19 protein-coding genes are annotated in these 16493 nt (G+C 69.5%); 7 read left to right on the top strand and 12 right to left on the bottom strand.

Features of this window, described 5'->3' with window-relative positions; translation table 11 throughout:
- Window positions 1-76: 76 nt before the first annotated feature.
- Window positions 77-544 carry a Holliday junction resolvase RuvX gene (gene ruvX / locus E9232_RS01285; protein WP_309791656.1) on the top strand — a complete coding sequence of 156 codons (468 nt, stop codon included), beginning with the start codon at window positions 77-79 and terminating at the stop codon, window positions 542-544.
- On the opposite strand, the gene copD is transcribed toward ruvX, so the two are convergent.
- The 8 genes from copD to E9232_RS01245 form a co-directional block, all read right to left on the bottom strand.
- The gene (gene copD / locus E9232_RS01280) at window positions 541-1425 is read right to left on the bottom strand and encodes a copper homeostasis membrane protein CopD (protein WP_309791654.1); all 885 of its coding nucleotides are present in this window, start codon (window positions 1423-1425) and stop codon (window positions 541-543) included. The two genes, ruvX and copD, sit on opposite strands and share 4 nt — an antisense overlap.
- Window positions 1422-1787, bottom strand: a complete 366-nt coding sequence (gene copC / locus E9232_RS01275) for a copper homeostasis periplasmic binding protein CopC (protein ID WP_309791652.1) — start codon at window positions 1785-1787, stop codon at window positions 1422-1424. The genes copD and copC overlap by 4 nt, the downstream gene beginning before the upstream one ends.
- Before the next feature lie 46 nt (window positions 1788-1833).
- Window positions 1834-2631 carry an anti-sigma factor family protein gene (locus tag E9232_RS01270; protein ID WP_309791651.1) on the bottom strand — a complete coding sequence of 266 codons (798 nt, stop codon included), beginning with the start codon at window positions 2629-2631 and terminating at the stop codon, window positions 1834-1836.
- Window positions 2628-3158: a sigma-70 family RNA polymerase sigma factor gene (locus tag E9232_RS01265; protein ID WP_309791649.1), complete on the bottom strand. Its 531-nt coding sequence runs from the start codon at window positions 3156-3158 to the stop codon at window positions 2628-2630. The genes E9232_RS01270 and E9232_RS01265 overlap by 4 nt, the downstream gene beginning before the upstream one ends.
- 25 nt (window positions 3159-3183) lie before the next feature.
- The gene (locus tag E9232_RS01260; RefSeq protein WP_309791648.1) at window positions 3184-4656 is read right to left on the bottom strand and encodes a YncE family protein; all 1473 of its coding nucleotides are present in this window, start codon (window positions 4654-4656) and stop codon (window positions 3184-3186) included.
- Window position 4657: 1 nt separating this feature from the next.
- Complete coding sequence (locus tag E9232_RS01255; protein WP_309791647.1) at window positions 4658-5116, bottom strand: DUF305 domain-containing protein; 459 nt, start codon at window positions 5114-5116, stop codon at window positions 4658-4660.
- Window positions 5117-5375: 259 nt separating this feature from the next.
- Window positions 5376-5771 (bottom strand): lysozyme inhibitor LprI family protein, encoded by a 396-nt coding sequence (locus E9232_RS01250; RefSeq protein WP_309791646.1) that lies wholly within the window; start codon window positions 5769-5771, stop codon window positions 5376-5378.
- A 57-nt stretch (window positions 5772-5828) separates the two neighbouring features.
- Window positions 5829-7166, bottom strand: a complete 1338-nt coding sequence (locus tag E9232_RS01245) for an aminotransferase-like domain-containing protein (RefSeq protein WP_309791644.1) — start codon at window positions 7164-7166, stop codon at window positions 5829-5831.
- Window positions 7167-7299: 133 nt separating this feature from the next.
- On the opposite strand from E9232_RS01245, the gene E9232_RS01240 reads away from it, so the two are divergent.
- A complete protein-coding gene (locus tag E9232_RS01240) occupies window positions 7300-7512 on the top strand; it encodes a DUF1127 domain-containing protein (RefSeq protein ID WP_309791643.1) in 213 nt (70 codons plus the stop codon).
- 65 nt (window positions 7513-7577) lie between these two features.
- Here the strand turns inward: E9232_RS01240 and E9232_RS01235 are convergent, their stop codons facing one another.
- Window positions 7578-8615 carry an SPFH domain-containing protein gene (locus E9232_RS01235; RefSeq protein ID WP_309791642.1) on the bottom strand — a complete coding sequence of 346 codons (1038 nt, stop codon included), beginning with the start codon at window positions 8613-8615 and terminating at the stop codon, window positions 7578-7580.
- Between the two features lie 255 nt (window positions 8616-8870).
- On the opposite strand from E9232_RS01235, the gene E9232_RS01230 reads away from it, so the two are divergent.
- Window positions 8871-9809, top strand: a complete 939-nt coding sequence (locus E9232_RS01230) for a GNAT family N-acetyltransferase (RefSeq protein ID WP_309791640.1) — start codon at window positions 8871-8873, stop codon at window positions 9807-9809.
- Here E9232_RS01230 and E9232_RS01225 read toward each other — a convergent pair.
- The gene (locus E9232_RS01225; protein WP_309791638.1) at window positions 9793-10521 is read right to left on the bottom strand and encodes a TetR/AcrR family transcriptional regulator; all 729 of its coding nucleotides are present in this window, start codon (window positions 10519-10521) and stop codon (window positions 9793-9795) included. The genes E9232_RS01230 and E9232_RS01225 overlap by 17 nt on opposite strands.
- A 186-nt stretch (window positions 10522-10707) precedes the next feature.
- Here E9232_RS01225 and E9232_RS01220 point away from each other — a divergent pair, with 186 nt between their 5' ends.
- Entirely contained in the window at window positions 10708-11196 is a 489-nt protein-coding gene (locus E9232_RS01220; RefSeq protein ID WP_309791637.1) for a RidA family protein, read from the top strand.
- An 86-nt stretch (window positions 11197-11282) separates the two neighbouring features.
- Here the strand turns inward: E9232_RS01220 and E9232_RS01215 are convergent, their stop codons facing one another.
- The gene (locus E9232_RS01215; RefSeq protein WP_309791636.1) at window positions 11283-12881 is read right to left on the bottom strand and encodes a peptide ABC transporter substrate-binding protein; all 1599 of its coding nucleotides are present in this window, start codon (window positions 12879-12881) and stop codon (window positions 11283-11285) included.
- Between the two features lie 197 nt (window positions 12882-13078).
- Between E9232_RS01215 and E9232_RS01210 the strand changes: the two genes are divergently transcribed.
- Together E9232_RS01210 and E9232_RS01205 are read left to right on the top strand one after the other, a co-directional pair.
- Window positions 13079-14266 (top strand): CaiB/BaiF CoA transferase family protein, encoded by a 1188-nt coding sequence (locus E9232_RS01210; protein WP_309791635.1) that lies wholly within the window; start codon window positions 13079-13081, stop codon window positions 14264-14266.
- A 129-nt stretch (window positions 14267-14395) separates the two neighbouring features.
- Entirely contained in the window at window positions 14396-14932 is a 537-nt protein-coding gene (locus E9232_RS01205) for a hypothetical protein (protein WP_309791634.1), read from the top strand.
- Between the two features lie 85 nt (window positions 14933-15017).
- Here E9232_RS01205 and E9232_RS01200 read toward each other — a convergent pair whose 3' ends face one another.
- Window positions 15018-15239 (bottom strand): hypothetical protein, encoded by a 222-nt coding sequence (locus E9232_RS01200; protein ID WP_309791633.1) that lies wholly within the window; start codon window positions 15237-15239, stop codon window positions 15018-15020.
- A 291-nt stretch (window positions 15240-15530) separates the two neighbouring features.
- On the opposite strand from E9232_RS01200, the gene E9232_RS01195 reads away from it, so the two are divergent.
- Window positions 15531-16397: a dienelactone hydrolase family protein gene (locus E9232_RS01195; protein WP_309791632.1), complete on the top strand. Its 867-nt coding sequence runs from the start codon at window positions 15531-15533 to the stop codon at window positions 16395-16397.
- The last annotated feature ends 96 nt before the right edge of the window (window positions 16398-16493 follow it).

Below are 16493 nucleotides of genomic sequence, written 5' to 3'. Positions count from 1 at the left end.
GGCCGCCCCGGGCCGGCATGGCGCCGGGACCGCGGGGGACGGCCGACGGAAAGCGGCGCGGAAGGTATCACCCGATATGGCGGTCTGCAATCTTCGCGACCTCAAGGCCCTGCTGCCCCCCAACGGGCGGCTGATCGGGCTCGATCTCGGCGAGAAGACGATCGGCATGGCGGTGTCCGACCCCGGCCTGTCGCTGGCCTCGCCGATCGGCACCATCCGCCGCACCAAGTTCACCCCGGATGCGCAGGAGCTGCTGCGGATCATCGACGACCGCAGCGTCGCCGGGCTGGTGATCGGCCTGCCGATCAACATGGACGGCAGCGAGGGGCCGCGCTGCCAGTCGGTGCGAGCCTTCGCCAAGGACCTGCTGCGGCTGCGCGACCTGCCGATCGCGTTCTGGGACGAGCGGCTGTCGACCATGGCGGTGCAGCGCCAGATGATCGAATTCGACGTCACCCGGAAGAAGCGGGCCAAGGCGGTGGACACCGCCGCCGCCGCCTGGATCCTGCAGGGCGCGCTCGACGCGCTGCAGTTCGGCGGCTAGGCCGGATCAAGCAGCCCGAAGACCGCGACCAGGGCCACCGCCGCGACGCCGAGCAGGATCTCGGCGACCGCGCCGTCGCGGATCGCCCGGACGGCGCCGCCGTTCGACCGCTTGATCCGCGGCACCAGGACATAGCGGTTGGTGATCGCCAGGCCGGTCATAGCCAGCACCGCCGCGATCTTGGCCACCAGCAGGGCCTGGTAGGGCGACGACCATTGGGTCGGCCAGCGGTCGAGCACCAGGGCGACATTGACGGCCCCGGTCGCCAGCACCGCCGCCACCGCGACATGCCCGACCGTCGAGAACCGCCGCAGCGCCCACGCAGCGTCGGGCCGCAGCCGGGGGTCGCGCAGGGCCGGCAGGCACAGCACGAAGGGCACCAGCGCGCCCAGCCAGAAGCCGCCGGACAGCACATGGACAGCCTGGTTGAGCCGGTGCGCCATGCCGGACGCCCCGCTTTGCATGGCGGCGTGGCCGACCAGGGACAGGCTGGCGAGCAGTAGTCCGGCGACCAGCGCCAGCGCGCCCATTCGGCGCTGCCACCCCGCGACCAGAAGCAGCAGCACGACCGCCAGGATGGCACGGCCGATCCAGACTTGGCCGAAGCCGGTGTCGAACAGCACGGCCGACAGCGTGCCGGGATCGCCGGCGCAGTCCCAGCCGCCGCCGATCTCCGCCGCCTGGAGCGGCAGCCACAGCCAGGTGGTGGCCGCCGCCAGCAGGATGGCGAGTTGCATCGGCCGGCGCAGGGCCCGGCCGATCGGTGCCGCCAGGGCCGGCCCGGCCAGCAGGCGCAGGAAGGCGGCGGCGCCGAAGATGAAGGTCAGGGCCGCATAGTGCCCCAGCCGGCAGGCGGCCAGGACACCGTCGAGCGATGTCACGGCGCGACCGTGAAGGCGTAGCTGCCCTTGGTGGTGTGGCCGTCGGTCGACAGCGCGTGCCAGTCGACGGTGTAGGCGCCCGGTGCCAGCGGCCCGGTCACCGGCACGACCAGGGTGGCGCCGTCCCGCCCCAAGGTGGCGTCGCCGGTCGTGACCGCGGCGCCGCCCGGGCCGGTGACCTTGATGCCGGTGAAGCGCAGCTCCAGCCCTTCGGAGAAGGTCAGCTGTAGCGCGGCCGGCGTCGCGGTCACGGTCGCATTCGCGGCCGGGGCGGACGCGGTCAGGTGGGCATGGGCGAAGGCCGGGCCGGCAAGGCCGAGGCTGAGCAGCGCGGCCAGGCCATGCAGGCGGATACGGTTCATCGGAAACCTCCTCGAGGCGGTGGCAGGGTGGGAAACAAGGCGGGCCCTACAGTTTCACGCTGTCCTGGCCGGCGCTGATCTGCCGGCGCATCTCGTCCGCCAGGGGGTGCAGCACATCCGCCGGCTTGGCCCCGACTAGGGTGTAGCCGAGCCCCTGCTCGGCCCAGGTGACGCCGGAGACCGGGCCGTGGGAGCGCTCCGACATCGGCGTGTCGCCCTCGATCTCCATCGGCCGCACCAGCATGGCGATCCGGGTGCCGCGGTCGTCGTCATACATGAACATGCCGGCCGGCCCGTGCGGCGTGGCGACCAGGCGCCCGCCCATGAAGCGGTAGCCGGCCGAGGCCAGGTCGGGCACCGCGATCGGCCGCTGCAGCCGGTTCGACACCCAGCGGACCAGCTGCTCGCGGTCGGCGGCGCCGAGTTCGACCGCACGGGTCCGGTCCGAGGCATAAACCGCGTAGGTGTCGGCGCCCTCCTGGGCCAGCGCGGCGATCCCGGCCGATGCCGGCTGGGTCAGGCCGCGCGACAGCCAGCCGCCGCCGCCGCCGATCGCCAGCAGCAACACAGCGGCCACTGCCGGGCGCCAAGGCAGACGCCGGGCGGGCGACCGCCGCGCCTCGATCATCCGGGCGAGGGACAGCTGAGGCGGCACCGGCTCCTCCGCGATCGGGCCGAAGGCATCGCGCAGCGCCTCGCGCTGGCCGGCATAGCCCGCGATCCGCCGCGCCACCTCCGGATGGCTCGCGAGATAGGCCTCGACCTCGGCCCGCCGCTCGGGCGCCAGCGCCTGGTCGACATAGCCGTGCAGGTCGTCCTCGGTGATCGGTGGATTGGGGTTCATTTCACCCTCCGCAGGATCGGCGCCCGGCCTGAGGCTGGTGCGTCCGCATCCATGGTCCGTTGCAGCCTTTCGCGGGCCCGCGACAGGCGCGACATCACCGTGCCGATCGGCACGTCCAGCACCTTCGCCGCCTCGGCGTAGGTCAGGTCCTCGACCGAGACCAGCAGCAGCACGCTGCGCTGCTCCTCCGGCAGGGTGTCCAGCGCCCGCAGCAGCTCGCCGTGCCGCAACCCGGCCTCCTGCGTCGGAGGCCGCGCGGTGGCGGCCTCGTCGGCATCGTCGATCGGCACGTGCCAGCCGCGGCGGGCGGCCTGCCGCAGCCGGCTGACCGCGAGGTTGTGCAGGATGGTGAACAGCCAGGTCCGCGCATCGCCGTCGGCGCGGCGCTGGTGCCACCGGGTGATCGCCCGCTCCAGGCAGTCCTGCACCAGGTCGTCCGCCGCCGCGGCGTCGGCCCGCAGCAGCGAACGGGCATAGCGCCGCAGGGCCGGGATCAGCGGTTCGACCAGGATCATCATGTCCTTCATGGACTGGCCGCCTCCCCCCGGCCGCTCACTGCGCCTGGATCTGCACCGCGGCGCCGGTCGGGCCCGCGGCGGTTCCCGGCGCGATCACGAGAAAGCGCGGCGCGGTCCTGGCGTCGCCCTGCACGAACTGCCGGATCGGCCCCAACGCATTGACGACGGCGGCGCCGGCCGGGTTGGTCATGAAGGCGGCCAGCGGCTGCAGCGTGCCGCCGCCATCGGCCTGGCCGGAAAGCGCCAGGACATAGGGCTGCTTCGGCTCCAGCCCGGTGGCCGAGGCCTGCAGCACCTGGGTCAGCCCCTGGTCGAACAGCGAGACGCTGGTCGGCGCGACGCCCGAGGCCGGGGACGCGGCCTTGCCGTCCTTCAGCGCCTGCAGGGTCAGATGCGCAGTCTGCCCGGCGATGCCGAGCGGCTGCAGGTTCTGGGTGCCGTCGCCCTCCGGCACCGCGTCGGGCACGTAGTTGACCGCCTGCGGCGCCTGGCCGATCGCGACCGAGCCGATGACCTTGTTGGTCAGGGTGTCGACCGCGGTGATCTGGTCGCCGTTCTCGATGCCGACATAGACCCGGGTGCCGTCGCCCGAGGGCCAGATGCCGTGCGGCAGGTTGCCGACCGGGATGGTCGCGACCTTGGAGAAGTCGTCGGTGCGGAACACCTGGATCTGGTTCAGCCCGCCGACCGTGACGTAGGCGAAGATGCCGTTCCGGTTGTGGACGATGTTGACGTGGTTGGTGATCGGGCCGGTGTCGATCGTGGTCAGCAGCTTGAACGGCGGCCTGGCGTCGAACACCTGGGTCTTGCCGGTGTCCTTCAGGGTGAACCACACCTGGGTGCCGTCCGGCGTCGCCGCGATGTTGGGGCAGAACGGGCTGGCCTGCGGGACATGGCCGACGATCTGGTGGTCCGCCACCGTGATCACCACCGTCTCCGGATTGAACGACGAGCAGACGTAGCCGTACTTGCCGTCGGGCGAGAAGATCTGCATCCCCGGACCGGCAGGGACGATGATCCGCGTCTTCTCCTCATAGGTCGTGCCGTCGAGCACCGCGATGTAGTTCTCGCCCCGCACCGTGACCCAGACCTCCTTGCCGTCGGGCGTGAAGAATGCCTCGTGCGGCGAGCGGCCGACATAGGTGGTGTGCTTCACCGCGTTGGTCGCGGTGTCGATGAAGGTGACGGAGTTCGACCCGATCGACACCACCGCGAGGGTGCGGTGGTCGGGCGAGAAGCCCATGCCGTGCACCAGCAGCTGGCCGTGGTAGAGCGGACTGAAATTGGTCGGCTGCGGCTCGCCCAGGCGGATCACGCCGAGCAGCCTGTTGTCGACCGGATCGGTCACCGAGACGGTGTTGGAGAACTGCTCGGCGGCATAGACCCGGTCCTTGTGGCTGACCGGGATGTCCGGCGCCGCGGCGGCGAAGGGCGCCTGCCCGGCCCAGGCGGCGGAGGCGAAGGCCGTAGCGGCCAGCAGCGTGGACAGCAGGAGGGGGCGTTTCACGTCAGTGCTCCATCGGCATGGTCATGGGCATGGCTGAGTCGGCGGCCGGGGCGGCAGGCGTCCCCTGGTCGGGCGCGGCGACCGAGGGCGGCAAGGGCTGGCCCAGCGCCAGCCGCATCGCCGCGATCTCCTGCTGCTGCTCGACGATGATCTCCTGGGCGATGCGGCGCAGCTGCTCGTTGCGGCCATAGCGCAGCTCGGCCTGGGCCATGTCGATGGCACCCTGGTGGTGCGGTATCATCATCGCCGTGAAGTCGGCGTCGACATCCCCGGTCGGCTTGACTGTCATGCCGTCCATCATCTTCGTCATGGCGGCGTCGTTCTCGGCCAGGAACGGGGCCTCGTCCGGAGGTCCGGCGCCCCAGGCGGTGGCGGCGCCGAGCAGCAGTGCGGCACCGACCACCGCCCCAGGGCGGGGGACGACCGTCCGGGGACGGAGAAGGAAGCGGGGGGGGCGCATGGAACCTCCGGGGCAAGGGACGGCGTCAGCGCCGCGACTGATGAGACGCCGGCCCGCCGGCTTTATTCCCGTGCCGTCACTTTTCCTGATGAATTAACCGCAAACTTCGGCGCGTCTGTCGAAAATGGATTTTGCTACAATTGTAATAATATTAATTCCGACTGGACTTGCCGGCCGTCGTTCCGATTCTTCCGTCATTCTACGCCCATTTGCCGCGGCGAGTCGCCGCATCTTTCGGCGACTGCGGACGGGACTTCCATCAGGGGGCCGGCACCGGGCAGCTCAGATCACCCTCCTCGCACTCCAGCAGCGGCTTCAGCTCGTCGACGCGCCTGGAGGTCACCTGTTCCAGGCACATCGTCTGGAGCATCCGACGGACGGTGCCCCCCGCCGCGCCCGAGGTGATGAAGTCGCATTCGGCGTCGCGATAGGCGATCCAGGCGCGCTGGGCTGCGACCAGGGACTTGGTCGTGTCCGCGTCGTCCTTCAGGCGTTCGATGATCTGCTTGTAGGTCGCGTTCAGCGCCGCGTCCGCCTGCTTGTAGGCGTCGGCGGCACACTTGTTCATTCCAGACTGGGTCTCGTCCGGGCAATCCTGGGCGGCGGCGGGCAGGGCGGCCAGCAGCCCGACGGTGATAATGAGGGTCCTGAGCATCGGTGGATCTCCTGTGTCACCGCCAGCATGCGCGACTTTGCCGGCGCCGGGCATAGGCTAATCCACCGCAGTCTGGTCCGGCTCGGTCCGCGCCAGCCGGGCCAGGGCCGACAGCGCCTCGCGCAGCACGTCGGGCGGCGGCGAGGCCAGCGCCAGTCGCACCCCGGCCGGCGCATGGCCGGGCCCGATGGCATAGGCCGGGCCGGGCGTGAGCGCGATGCCGAAGCGGGCCGCCGCCGCGGCGAAGGCCTCCGCCCGCCAGCCTTCCGGCAGGTCGAGCCACAGGTGATAGCAGCGCGCGTCGCCCTGAAGGTCCAGCCCGGCCAAGGCCTCGCGGGCGATGGCCTGGCGGTCCAGGGCGTCCTGCCGCTTGTCCAGCACCAGCGCCGCCACGGTGCCGTCGGCCATCCAGCGCGTCGCCGCCTCCAGCGCCAGGCCGCCCGGGCTCCACGGGCCGGAGCGGATGGCCGCCACCATGCGCTCGACCAGGCCGCGCGGCGCCACGGCGAAGCCCACGGTCAGCCCCGGGGCCAGCCGCTTGGACAGGCTGTCGGCCACGATCACGTGATCCGGCGCCAGGGCCGCCAGCGGCGCGTCGTCGGCCAGGAAGCTGAACACCCGGTCCTCGATCGCGACCAGGTCCAGCCGCTGCAGCATCGCCGCCAGATCCGCCCGCCGGGCCGGCGGCATCGAGATGCCGAGCGGGTTGTGCAGGGTCGGTTGCAGGTAGACCGCGCGCAGCGGCGCCGGGTGGTGCGCCGCTTCCAGCGCATCCGGCCGCAGCCCGTCCCCGTCCATCGCGATCGGCACCAGGGCGATGCCGAGCCGGGCGGCGATGCCCCGGATCACCGGATAGGTCAGGGCCTCGACCCCGACCCGGCCGCCGACCGGCGCCAGTGCCGACAGCGCCGCTGCGATCGCCTGGCGGCCGTTGCCGGTGAACAGCACCCGCGCCGGCTCGGGCACCCAGCCGGCCTGGGCCAGGAAGGCCGCAGCCACGGCCCGCGCCGCCTGGGTGCCGGCGGCCGGCACCGGCCGCAGCGCCGCGCCCAGCACATCCGGGCGCAGCAGGCTTTGCAGTCCCTGCGCCAGCAGGGCGGGCTGGCCGGGCAGGATCGGGAAGCTGGATTCGAGGTTGACCGGCGCCTGCCAGGGTTCGGCCAGCACCGATGCCGGCACCGCCACCGCGGCCCGGACGAAGGTGCCGCGCCCGACCTCCCCCGACACCAGCCCGCGCCGCGTCAGCTCGGCATAGACCCGGGAGGCGGTGGAGGCGGCGATGCCGCGGCGGTACGCGAAGTCGCGCTGCGGCGGCAACCGGTCGCCCGGCCGCAATTGCCCCGAGACAATTTCGCTGGCCACGTCGTCGGCAATGCGGCGGAAATCATCCAGCATACGATATTGCTCCGAGTGCAATACTCCAATTGCACCGATATCATGATCGGATCAATCTCGGATTGCAACCCCCGCAGATCGGATTCATCCGGGCATGAGGCCCAACGACTGCGGGGCCAACAGGAGAACTCCGATGTCGACGCGCGTTGTCGAGCGCCGCGTTTCCCACGCTGCCCTGCCCCGCCCCACCGCCCTGCGCGGCCTGCGGCAGACCTTTGGACTGTGGCTGCAGCGTGCGCGAACCCGACGCCAGCTCGATGCGCTGAGCGACCATGAGCTGCGCGACCTCGGCCTCGACCGCGGCACCGCTGCCCGAGAGGCGGTCAAGCCGTTCTGGAAGGGCTGACGGGGCAAGCGCGCCTGTGTCGGCGGCAGGTTGGGTTCGCCGCGGCGAACCCAACCCCGGCCCGCCTACTCCGACCGCGTCCGGTCCGATGCCGGCTTGAGCGCGTCCGGCGGCAGCACCAGGACGGGCGCCGCGCCCCCCTGGCCCGTGCCGGAGCCGAGCTGGACATTCGGGACCGTCCCGTTCCAGTTCTTCGCCGCCTCCGCCCGCAGGATCCCGGCATAGGCCTCGGCAGAGCCGGCCGACTGCACCTTGGTCGAAATCACCGCGGCCTCGGACGCGCCCACTTCCTTCTTGGCGGTCGCCTCGGCCTCGGCGCGCTTGGTGACGTCATAGGCCGCGGCGTCGGCAGCCAGGCGCACCGACTGCGCCTGGGCCTCGGCCTGGGCGATCGCCACGCGCTTCTGGCCGTCCGCGGTCGCAGCCGCGGCGTCGGCCTCGCCCTTGGCGACGGCGACGGCCTGCTCGGCCTCCGTCTGCCTGACCTTCAGGATGTTGACGGCGGCCAGCTGCTGGTTGCGGGTCTGGACCGTGATCTGGATGTTCTTCTCGAAATTCTCGTCGTACTTGATCTGGGTGATCTGGATATCCTCGACCTTGACGCCGAACATGTCGGCGGCCTGCGCCTGGATCGCCGTCAGGATCGAGTTCTCCAGGCCCTTCTTCTTGTCGGCGATCTCCAGCGCGTTGACCTGGCCGAACACGTCGAGCGTGCGGCTCTGCACGAAGGGGATGACCTTCTCGCTGACCGTGCCACCGCCCATGTCGCCGACCTGGAACAGCGCCTTGAGCGGGTCGGAGAAATGGTAGGTCAGGCTCATGTCGATCGACACGAACTGGTTGTCGATCGTCTTCACATGGATTTCCGGGATCGGGATCTTCTCGATCGAGGTGCGGATGGTGTGGACGCTGTCCACCACCGGAAGCTTGAAATGCAGGCCCGGCTGCACCGGTTCGTCGCTGACCAGCCGGCCGAAGCGCAGCACCGCGCCGACCTCGTTCTGGTTGACGGTGAAGTAGGACGACATCGCGAAGATGAACACGAGCACCAGCAGGACGACGAGCACGACGTTCGACCTGAGTCTCGTGAGCAGGGGATTCATGGTGGCTCCAGTGTCCAAGGCGCGGCCGCTCCGGCGGGTGGCAGGAGGATGCGACGGCCGCATCCGAGGCCGGCAGCCTAATCGCGGCACTGGGACAAAATCATGGCGTCTGATGGACCAAACACAGACGACGGAAGAAATTCAGCGCGACGCTGCACCCCTTTGTCATGCCGCGACTTGCCCCCGGCTTGCCGGCCTGCGCAGTCCTGGCCGCATCCTCTCGACAGGACGGTTCGGCCCGGCCAAGGTGCCCGCATGGACGATCTTGGCCCGACCGAACTCCGCCTGATGCAGGGCCTGGCCCAGCGGGTGACCGCATCGCGGCCGGAGCTGCTGAACGCCGACGCGACCGTTGGTGAGCTGGCCTGGGTCTGGGCCAAGGATTTCGACGCGCTCGGCCGGTTCTGGCGGCACCGGTTGTGGTTCGTCGACGGCCGGCTGGCCGCCTGGGGTTGGGTGCATCTGCCGTACCGGGTCCCGCGCGGCGACGGGACGTTCCGTGAGGCCGAGGCGGCCAACCTGATCTGGCAGGCGCATCCGGACCAGCCGAAGCTGCTGACCGGAATCCTGGACTGGTACGACGAGGTGGCGGGCGGTGCCGACCGGCTGCTGACAGTGCAGTCCGCGGATGGGCCGGCGCAGGCCGCCGTCGCCGCGCGTGGCTACGCGTTCGATGCCGAAGCCGGTGGGGATGACGGGTCCTGGGTGCAGTTCAATGCGCGGGCGCTGACCGACGTGCCGGATCCGGTGCTGCCCGAGGGGTTCCGGTTCCGGACGGCCGTGGACGTCCCGGCGGCGGACGCGGTCAAGGCACATCGCGACGCGTGGCAGTCGGCCAGCCTGACCGAGGCGGCATTCGCGCGGGTCCAGCGGACCTGGCCGTATCGGGCCGACCTGCATGTGCTGATCGCGGCGCCGGACGGCACGCTGGCCGCGACCGCGATCATCTGGCTGGACGAGGCGACGCAAACCGCCGAATTCGAGCCGGTCGGCACGCACCCGGACTTCCGGCGGCGGGGCTTGGGCACCGCGTTGCAGCTGCACGGCATGCATCTGGCCAGGGCCGCCGGCGCGAACCGCATGCTGGTCGCCTGCCTCGGCGCGCCGGCGCACCCGGCCGCCCGGACCCTGTACCACGGCGTCGGCTTTCGCGAGCTGACCCACGACCTGCCGCAGATCAAGCCCGCGCGGTAGCGTCTGGAGCGGGCCTTCGGGCCGGAGCGAGGCCATCGAGCAGGAAGCCGAGGCCTTTGCGGAAGGCGCCGTCCCAGTCGTCATCCAGCAGCAGGCGGGAGCGTTCGATTGTCGGGTAGCGTTCGCTGAGGCGTGTCAGGCGTTGCTGCCCGGCGGCCCGGTCGTCGTCCGAGACGTCGAAGCTCGCCCGGGTGATGGTGGCGCCCATCACATAGTTCCACAGCGACCAGATCGCGGCGTTCAGATCCGAATCCGCCACGCCGGCCCTGGACAAGGTCGTGCCCAGCAGTTCCAGGCGGCTGAGGATGTTCGGGCCGAGCGCCCGGCGCGGCAACAGCGATGCCGACCAAGGATGGCGCAGCATGCCGGCGCGCCAGTCTTCGAGCACATGAACCACGTCTCCACGCCAGTCTTGAGACTCCACTCCCTGCGGCGGCCCGCGATACTCGAGCACCGAGTCCAGCGCCAGATCGAAGACATCCTCTTTGCTGTCGACGTGCCAATACAGGCTCATCACGCCCGAGCCGAGCCGATCGGCCAGCCGGCGCATCGTCAACCCGTCGAGCCCCTGGGCGTCCAGCAGCTCCACCGCGGTCGCCACGATGCGGTCGCGGGAGAGAGGCGATTCACCGTGCGGTTCCTTCGCGGGCGGGATCCGCCCGCTTGTCCGTTGAGACCGCTTGCCCGGGGCGCCGCTGCGTTTGACTGCCATCCATCTTCCCTAGTGTCCAGACCGTCGATCCTGACCGGCAATGCCAGGAATGTCGATCTTGAACGGGCATCTCGTACGCTGTACCGTAGGATGACTCGTACATCGTACGGAATGGAAGGGCCAAGGTTCAATCATGTCGGCCGCGAGGGTTCGTTGCCCGCGGTCCGCAGAGCCGAGAGAACAATCATGTCACGCACAATCAAGCAGCTGCTGACCGGAGGGTTGATTATCATGACCGTGGGAATGTCCGCTGTGGCGATGGCGAATGAGAGCAGTCCCAAGCTGACCATCGTCAATCCGCAGACCCTCTACGACCCGTCGCCGAACGGCTACAGCGCGGCGGTGATCACCCCCGGCGAAGGCCGGGTGGCCTACATCTCCGGACAGGGCGGCCAGGACAGCAGAGGAGCGTTGTCACCCGACTTCGCCGTCCAGGTCGGGCAGGCCTACGCCAATCTGCGCGCCGCCCTCGATGCGGTCGGCGCCAGGCCGGATCAGGTCGCCAAGCTCACGGTCTTCGTGGTCGACCACGACATGTCCAAGCTCGGGGTGCTGACCAAGACCGTCAGGCAGGTCTTCGGCGAGGCGCTACCGGCACAGACCTTGATCCCGGTGCCCAAGCTGGCGGTCGACGGCATGCTGTTCGAAGTGGAGGCCGTGGCGGTACTAGACTAGCGGGGCGGCGCCGACCGATCCGCAATCGCATGATGAGACAGGTCGGTTGGGTTCGCTCCGGCGAACCCAACCGACAGGCCGATGGCCTACCGCTCCACCGACAGCCAGCGGCTGAGGTGATTGTCGAGCACGTTGTCCTGCCAGCCCTTCACCGCCGGCGAGAGCATCCGCTTGCTGGTGTAGTAGTAGATCGGGATGATCGGCTGGTCGGTGAAGAACAGCTGCTCCGCCTGGGCCAGAAGCTGGCCGCGCTTGGCCGGGTCGGCCTCGACCACCGCCGCATCCATCAGCTTGTCGTAGTCCGGGTTGGCGTAGGCCGGGTAGTTCTGCTCGCCGGCAGTGCTGCGGAACAGGTCGAGGAAGTTGCTGGGGTCGTCGAAATCGCCGATCCAGGAGGTCCGGCCGAAATCCTTGTACTCCTTCTTGCGCAGCGCGCTCTGCATCGTGCCCCATTCCAGATTGGTCAGGGTGGTGTCGACGCCGAGCTTCTGCTTCCACATCGCGCCGATGGCGACGGCGATCTTCTTGTGGTTCTCCGAGGTGTTGTAGGAGATCTCGACCGTCAGCGGATGGTCGGGGCCGTAGCCGGCCTTGGCGAACAGTTCCTTGGCCTCGGCGTCGCGCTGGCTTTGGGTCTCCTTGGCGTCCTTCGACTCCCAGGGGGCGAAGTTGCTCATCCCCGGCGGCACGAAGGTGTAGGCCGGCAGTTCCCCGCCCTGGGTGATCTTGGCCACCATCACGTCGCGGTCGATCGCCAGCGACAGGGCGCGGCGCAGTTCCGGATGGCTCTTCCAGGGCTCATGGGTGGTGTTGACCGTATAGTAGTAGGTGCCGATGTAGGGCACGATCCGCACCTGGTCGGCCATGGTCTGCTTCAGGTCGGGGATCTGCTGGTTCGGCAGGGTGTAGGTGTAGTCCAGCTCGCCGGCCTTGAAGCGCTGCAGCTCGGAGTCGACATCCTCGGTGACGAAGTAGCGGACGGTGTCGATCTTGACGTTGGCCGCGTCGTGGAACTCGGGGTTCTTGACCAGCTTGACATGCGACTGCGGCACCGCCTCGGCCAGCATGTAGGCGCCGTTCGACGCCATGTCGCCGGGCTTGACGTAGTCGTTGCCGAACTTGTCGACGTTGGCCTTGCTGAGCGGGAAGGTAGCGTGGTGGGTCAGCGTCGCCAGGAAGTAAGGCGTCGGCCCCAGCAGCTTGACCTCGAGCGTGTGGTCGTCGACCGCCCGGGCGCCCAGCGTGTCCGCCGGCTTGGTGCCGAGGCGGATCTCCTTGGCGTTGACCACCTGATCGATGAAATAGGCATAGGGGCTGGCGGTCTTCGGGTCCAGGAGCCGCTGCCAGGCGAACACGAAGTCGCCCGCCGTCACCGGCGTGCCGTCCGACCATTTGCCGTCGGCGCGCAGCTTGAAGACATAGGTCTTGCCGTCGTCGGAGACGGTCCAGCTCTCGGCCGCGCCCGGGATCGGCTGCGCCTTGGCGTCCTGGGTCAGCAGGCCCTCGAACAGATCGTTCTGGATGTTCGCTTCCGAGACGCCCGAGGAGCGGTGGATGTCCAGCGACTCCGGCTCCTGGCTGTTGCCGGCGTTCAGCACCATTTCCGCGGTCGCCGCCTGCGACACCCCCGCGAGCAGGGCGCCGGCGAGCAGGCCGCGCATCAGAATCCTGGAGAAGCCTTGCATTGGATTGTCCCCCCGTTTGTGGCTGGGCCGTTCTTCGGGCGCCAAGGCTATGGCCTAGACCACCGCCCCGTCCCTGCCAAAAAGGAGGATGGTCTTAACCCCAGGTCATGGCCCGCCGATCCGCTCCCGTCGGCCCGCGCATTGCGGCCCCCGCCCGCCTGGGCTAACCAGGGGGTCTGAATAGGGAGTTCCCAGGAATGACGGACAGCCCCGCCGGCGCCTTGGCCGGCCTCAAGGTGCTCGACCTGACCCGCGTGCTGGCGGGCCCGAGCGCGACCCAGATCCTGGGCGACCTCGGCGCCGACGTGGTCAAGGTGGAGCGGCCGGGCGTCGGCGACGACACGAGGAAATGGGGCCCGCCCTTCCTGCAGGATGCCGACGGTGCCGACACCAGCGAGAGCGCCTACTACCTCAGCGCCAACCGCAACAAGCGCTCGATCGCCATCGACTTCACCCAGCCTGAAGGCCGCGCCCTGCTGCGCCGCCTGGTGGCCGAGGCCGACGTGCTGGTCGAGAACTACAAGCTGGGCGACCTCGCCCGCCACGGCCTCGGCTATGACGACCTCAAGGCCGAGCTCCCCGGGCTGATCTACTGCTCGATCACCGGCTTCGGACAGACCGGGCCCTACGCCCCGCGCGCCGGCTACGACTATCTGGTCCAGGCCATGGGCGGGATCATGAGCCTGACCGGCCCGGTCGACGGCGAACCGATGAAGGTCGGCGTCGCCGTGGCCGACCTGATGACCGGCACCTATGCCACCATCGGCATCCTCGCCGCCCTCGACTACCGCCGCCGCACCGGGCGGGGCCAGCTGGTCGACCTGGCGCTGCTCGACACCCAGGTGGCGTGGCTGTCCAATGCCGGCCAGTACTATCTGACCTCGGGCGTGCCGACGCCGCGCACCGGCAACGGCCACCCGACCATCGTGCCCTACCAGGCGTTCCGGGCCTCGGACGAGTACCTGATCCTGGCGGTCGGCAACGATGCCCAGTTCGCCAAGTTCTGCGACGCCGCCGGCCGGACGGACCTGGCCGCCGACCCGCGCTTCGCCACCAACCAGGCGCGGGTGCGCAACCGTGAGGTGCTGGTGCCGATCGTGGCGGGGCTGATCGCCGAGAAGTCGCGTGGTTACTGGCTGGAGACGCTGGAGCGGCGACAGGTGCCTTGCGGCCCGATCAACACCATCGACCAGGTCTTCGCCGACCCGCAGGTCGCTGCGCGGGAGATGCGGATCGAAATGGCGCATCCGCTGGCGCCGGAACCGGTCGCCCTGATCGGCAGCCCGATCAAGCTGTCGGAGACGCCGGTCACCTACCGCCATGCCCCGCCAGCCTGCGGCGCCGATGGCGACGCGGTGCTGCGCGACTGGCTCGGTGAACTTTAAGCCGATTTCTCCCGTTAATCCGAATTGAGGCTCGCTTTGTGAGCCGGCGAGGCGCGCAGGCCCGTCATCGGGCCGCGTCGCGCCAAGGCGCCGTCACACCCTGGCGCCGAGAAGATGGGAGAACAGAGAATGGCCAAGACAATCTGGGCGGCATCCGCCGCCACCGCGGCCGCGCTGCTGATCGCATCGCCGGCCCTGGCTCAGACCGTCATTGTCCCGGCGGGCCCGCCGACCACGGTCATCGCGCCCGCCCCCGCACCGATGGTCCTCGCCCCGACGCAGACTGTCGTCGCCCCGGCGCCGACCGTCACGGTGCCGTCCTATCCGATCGATCCCTACACGCGGATGCCGCAGCCCTATCTGGTGCATGGCGGCGTGCAGCCCTACAATCCGCCGGTCACGGCAATGCCGAGCGGGCCGTCGCCCGCCGATCCGCGCGAATACGCCACGGACACGCCCATCACCGTGACCGGCCATATCGACGGCGTCGTAAGCTGGGGCGGCGTGACCTCGTTCCGCCTGCAGACCCCGACCGAGGCCTGGACCGTCGTGGTGCCGACGGGCGAGCCCGTCGCCTTCGGCCGCCGCACGGCCACCGTGACCGGCTATCCGCATGTCGAGGTCCGCAACCAGCTGCTGGCCCAGAGCGTCATGGCCGGCCGCTAAGGCGGATTCCAGATAAAAAAACCCCGGCGCCGAGGCCCGACGCCGGGGTCTACATGAACGATCGCTGGAAGGGGGAGAGAAGCGATCAGTTCACGGGCGTGGACGACGCCGCCGGCGCCGTCGAACTGGTCTTGTGGTGCGTCGTCCGAGCATGCTTGGTGTGCTTGGCCGTGTGGTGCGCCGCCCGGTGGTGGGTGGCCGAATGCTTGGTCGTCGGCGCGGCCGACGTGTCCGTGCCCGCGGTCTGGGCGAAAGCGGCGACAGGCAGGGCCAGCGTCATAATGCCGGCAAGGATGAGTTTACGCATGGTTTTGACGCTCCCGGAGGCCGTATCGATGCGGTGCAGGTCAGCACCGCGCCGACAAGAGAACGCCATGAATCGCCCCTCGAGAGCATGTTAATTCCCGTTAATCCTCCTAAACTCTTCGTAAGGTTTCGATTCGGACGGTGAAGACCTGCTGAATCCCTTGGATTGCTTTTCCCGTCGACCACGGCGCCGCGGTGATCGACAAGGCTCCGCCCGCTTCTATATCGTCCGACTTGAGGCCGCCGCGCCACCGCCCGGCGGCTCGTCCCGCGATCACGAAGAGGGCAGCCCATGACCAGCTTCGCTTCCGATATTCAAAGTCTCGTGCAATCCGCCGACCTGTCGCGGCGGGTCTTCACCATGACATCGCTGATCGCGGGCTTCGCGCTCGCGACCCAGCCGGTCTCGGCCGCCACCATCACCACCGATGCCGAGGGCCTCGATGCCGGCGAGGTCCAGATCCCGGTCAAGGACGGGCAGGTGCCGGCCTACCGCGCGAAGCCGAAGGGCGGTGCCCCGGCGCCGGTGATCCTGGTGGTGCAGGAGGTGTTCGGCGTCCATGAGCACATCAAGGACATCTGCCGCCGTCTCGCCAAGCTCGGCTACTACGCCGTCGCCACCGAGCTCTATGCCCGGCAGGGCGATGCCAGCAAGGTCAGCGACATCAACCAGCTGATCTCGACCATCGTCTCCAAGGTGCCGGACGCCCAGGTGCTGTCCGACCTCGACGCCACCGCTGCGTTCGCCGCCACCGATGGCGGCGACGCGGCCCGGCTGGGCATCACCGGCTTCTGCTGGGGCGGCCGGATCGTCTGGCTGTATGCCGAGCACAACCCGGCGCTGAAGGCCGGCGTCGTGTGGTACGGCAAGCTGGTCGGCCAGCCGACCGAACTGCAGCCGAAGAATCCGATCGACCTGGTCGCCGACCTCCACGCCCCGGTGCTGGGCCTCTACGGCGGCGCCGACCCCGGCATCCCGGCCGACACCGTCAAGCAGATGGAGACCGCAGCCAAGGCGGCCGGCAAGACCGTCGAGATGGTGATCTATCCCGACACGCCGCACGCCTTCAACGCCGACTACCGGCCGAGCTACCGCCAGGGCCCGGCACAGGATGGCTGGAAGCGCATGCAGGCCTGGTTCCACGCCCACGGACTCTGATCCGATCGCGAACCGCCGGGACGGGGCTGGGCCCAGCCAGTTCCGGCGGCATAATCCAATATGATATCGAAATTCGATAAAACCTTATTGACGATC

The organism is Inquilinus ginsengisoli (genome assembly GCF_031453975.1).
Classification (GTDB): domain Bacteria; phylum Pseudomonadota; class Alphaproteobacteria; order DSM-16000; family Inquilinaceae; genus Inquilinus; species Inquilinus ginsengisoli_A.
Note: the sequence above shows the minus strand (reverse complement) of the source record. Positions and strands in the feature narration are given on the sequence as shown.

Coding starts and splice junctions, on each gene's coding strand:
- E9232_RS01265 (WP_309791649.1), bottom strand. CDS start 3,158: ATGAAGGACATGATGATCCTGGTCGAACCGCTGATCCCGGCCCTGCGG.
- E9232_RS01205 (WP_309791634.1), top strand. CDS start 14,396: ATGGCCAAGACAATCTGGGCGGCATCCGCCGCCACCGCGGCCGCGCTG.
- E9232_RS01215 (WP_309791636.1), bottom strand. CDS start 12,881: ATGCAAGGCTTCTCCAGGATTCTGATGCGCGGCCTGCTCGCCGGCGCC.
- E9232_RS01245 (WP_309791644.1), bottom strand. CDS start 7,166: ATGCTGGATGATTTCCGCCGCATTGCCGACGACGTGGCCAGCGAAATT.
- ruvX (WP_309791656.1), top strand. CDS start 77: ATGGCGGTCTGCAATCTTCGCGACCTCAAGGCCCTGCTGCCCCCCAAC.
- E9232_RS01200 (WP_309791633.1), bottom strand. CDS start 15,239: ATGCGTAAACTCATCCTTGCCGGCATTATGACGCTGGCCCTGCCTGTC.
- copC (WP_309791652.1), bottom strand. CDS start 1,787: ATGAACCGTATCCGCCTGCATGGCCTGGCCGCGCTGCTCAGCCTCGGC.
- E9232_RS01230 (WP_309791640.1), top strand. CDS start 8,871: ATGGACGATCTTGGCCCGACCGAACTCCGCCTGATGCAGGGCCTGGCC.
- E9232_RS01225 (WP_309791638.1), bottom strand. CDS start 10,521: ATGGCAGTCAAACGCAGCGGCGCCCCGGGCAAGCGGTCTCAACGGACA.
- E9232_RS01240 (WP_309791643.1), top strand. CDS start 7,300: ATGTCGACGCGCGTTGTCGAGCGCCGCGTTTCCCACGCTGCCCTGCCC.
- E9232_RS01195 (WP_309791632.1), top strand. CDS start 15,531: ATGACCAGCTTCGCTTCCGATATTCAAAGTCTCGTGCAATCCGCCGAC.
- E9232_RS01210 (WP_309791635.1), top strand. CDS start 13,079: ATGACGGACAGCCCCGCCGGCGCCTTGGCCGGCCTCAAGGTGCTCGAC.
- E9232_RS01250 (WP_309791646.1), bottom strand. CDS start 5,771: ATGCTCAGGACCCTCATTATCACCGTCGGGCTGCTGGCCGCCCTGCCC.
- E9232_RS01255 (WP_309791647.1), bottom strand. CDS start 5,116: ATGCGCCCCCCCCGCTTCCTTCTCCGTCCCCGGACGGTCGTCCCCCGC.
- E9232_RS01270 (WP_309791651.1), bottom strand. CDS start 2,631: ATGAACCCCAATCCACCGATCACCGAGGACGACCTGCACGGCTATGTC.
- E9232_RS01235 (WP_309791642.1), bottom strand. CDS start 8,615: ATGAATCCCCTGCTCACGAGACTCAGGTCGAACGTCGTGCTCGTCGTC.
- E9232_RS01220 (WP_309791637.1), top strand. CDS start 10,708: ATGTCACGCACAATCAAGCAGCTGCTGACCGGAGGGTTGATTATCATG.